At 65.9% G+C, this 2,360-nt stretch carries 2 protein-coding genes; one reads left to right on the top strand and one right to left on the bottom strand.

Annotated elements, in window-relative coordinates; translation table 11 throughout:
- Nucleotides 1–834 precede the first annotated feature (834 nt).
- On the bottom strand, nucleotides 835–1,335 hold the full coding sequence (locus tag AB0M20_RS38715) for a hemerythrin domain-containing protein (protein WP_364305936.1): 501 nt from the start codon (nucleotides 1,333–1,335) through the stop codon (nucleotides 835–837).
- 626 nt (nucleotides 1,336–1,961) lie between these two features.
- Here AB0M20_RS38715 and AB0M20_RS38710 point away from each other — a divergent pair.
- On the top strand, nucleotides 1,962–2,360 hold a 399-nt coding region (locus AB0M20_RS38710), incomplete at its 3' end, for a SpoIIE family protein phosphatase (protein ID WP_364305935.1).

The following is a 2,360-nucleotide window of genomic DNA, read 5'->3' as shown; positions in this document are numbered from 1 at the left end:
GCCTCGTCGCCTATCGTTCGGCAGGATGTGGGTCGGCGTGCCGACCTTCACCGGCACGCCGGCTCGCCGTAACCGTCCGGTATGGACATCGGCGTGGAAGGTGATGACGGTGACGGGTGTGACGGCCACGTCGGTCTTTGCCCGAAGGTTGAGAAAGGCGGGCACAGGACGGGAGTCGCTCAATAGCAGCCCAACGCGTTGACGTTTCGCCGACCCGTCGCGCTCGGCTGCCCGTGACGAGGTCCGAACGCTTGACCGGGCCCAGGTGGCCGACTGTGAATGTCTTCGCACGCCGATGAGTCTTTGAGCCGGCGGTCGGGTCAGCGGAGGATGCGATTGCGAATGTGGGTGGCCTCCGGAGGGTCGATCACCCGGACAATGTCCAGCTCGCCGCGCGACGGCAGCACCTCGAACAGACGCCGGCCGCCGCCGAGTAGCACCGGAATCTGCGATAAGGCAAGCCGAACCAGCGGTGCGGTGTCATAGTCGATCTGAGCGTTGATCTTGAGGATTGTCAGCGGGTCGCCCCACTGGGGTGTCTGTCAAGGCCGAGTCGGCCCGGCGCACAACTGTCACCAAGATCGTTTGGTCGTCGTCGGCGAAGGCGGCTGTCTCGCCGTCGGGAACAGGTCGTCCTGACCGATCGAGATACCGATGGTTAGGTGCCGTGAATGCGAACCTGGCCGTGCAGATGCAGGCCGCGATGCAGAGCCGCGCCGTCATCCTCCGGAACGACGCTCCCCGACCTCTCGGCTGCCGACGAGGCGCTTCACCGGGCTAAGGCCGAAGGCTGCGACCGGATCCGCCTCGCTGCGGATCCGACGCTGTCAAGCATCAGTCGATGACGGCGTCGACAGCCTTCTTGAGTGCCGACGGCTGCGCGGGGCTGCGCGGGGCCTTCTCCCGCATGTCGTTCATCCGAGCGCCCAACTCCTGCAGCTGCTTCCGGCCGACCCCCTCACGGACCTGTGGGAACCAGTCGTGCTCTTCTTCGTCGATATGATGCGTGACGTTCTCGATGAGCACTGTCGTCTTGGCGTCGAAACGCTCATCACCGGCGTCCATGGTGGCCAACTCGGCGCAGAGAATGTCCGCGACGTGATGTTCCTCGTACGACTCCAGTACGTCGTCCTCGAGGGCAGGCAGCAACTTGCGCACCTCGGGGTACATGACCTCATTCTCGAGGTAGGTGTGCACCGTCAATTCTTCGATGATCTGCTTGACGATGCGTCCCTTGGCCGCCTCGGCATTCTCGCCGGCGTTCTGAAATTCGCGAAACAGTTTCTTGATCTTCTTGTGATCGTCTTTGAGGATGACAATGGCGTCCGTCGACATGCAGTCCTCCGATGGCCCGGGAAGCAACGACCGTACATACCCGTACGATCAACGACTAAACAGCTCTCGCCCCTCCCAGCCGGGTCTGCATATCGATGTGGGGACGTTGCCGACGTCGTCAGCCGGCATTTCGTATGCTCCCAGCGTGAATCAAGCCGAGACGCCGTCTTGGCCGGCATGGTGGTCGCCGCGCAGAACGCCTCGCCGGTCGACGCGGTCGAGGCGGTCACGCGGGAATTGGGGACGGCGCTGCGGGCGCGTACCGCCTCTTTCCTGATGCGGACCTCAGCGGCCGGGCGCTGGTCCGGTTGGCCCACACCTCGTCGCCCGCAAGCTCGTTATCGGGAATCGAGGCAGGTCGCCGGAATGGCCACGAGGTCGCCTCCGTGCTGCCGTTCGACGAGGGTCGCCGGGCAGGCGCTGCGCACCCAGACGCTGCAGGTGAGCGCACAGGCCGACGGGTGGGCGGTGCTGGCGCCGGTGACTGATCGCGGCGAGGTGATCGGCCTGCTGGAGAGGGTGTTGCCGGCCGAGCCCGGCCCGGAGGTGCTGGCGGAGATCGGCCGCACCGCGCACGCCCTGGCCTTTGTGGTGATCGCGAACCGTCGGTACACCGATCTGTTCGTATGGGGCAGTGGACCACCACGTTCACCCTCTCGGCAGAGATCCAGCGGCGGCTGTTGCCCCCTCATTCACCTGCGAGGCCGGCGCGTTCACCCTCTCCGGCTGGCTGGAACCGGCTGCGAGCGTCGGCGGCGACACCTTCCGACTACAGCCTCGCCCGCGAACTGCTGCACTTCAGCGTCACCGACGCCATGGGTCACGGGGTCGCCAGCGCATTGACCGCCACGCTCGGCGTCAGCAGCCGGCGCAACACCCGCCGTCGCGGGGCCGGCCTGGTGGAACAGGCCGACTCCGCGAACACCGCTGTGGCCGATCACGCCGGCGCACGCGGCAGCTACCTGACGGCGGTACTCGGCAGACTGGGCGTGCATACGGGGATTTGTGGGCTACTCAACGCGGAC

This window comes from Actinoplanes sp. NPDC051633, from assembly GCF_040681735.1.
Taxonomy (GTDB): Bacteria; Actinomycetota; Actinomycetes; order Mycobacteriales; family Micromonosporaceae; genus Actinoplanes.
Note: the sequence above shows the minus strand (reverse complement) of the source record. Positions and strands in the feature narration are given on the sequence as shown.

What these genes read in the sequence shown, in the direction of transcription:
- AB0M20_RS38715 (WP_364305936.1), bottom strand. Translation starts at nt 1,335, where the DNA reads ATGTCGACGGACGCCATTGTCATCCTCAAAGACGATCACAAGAAGATC.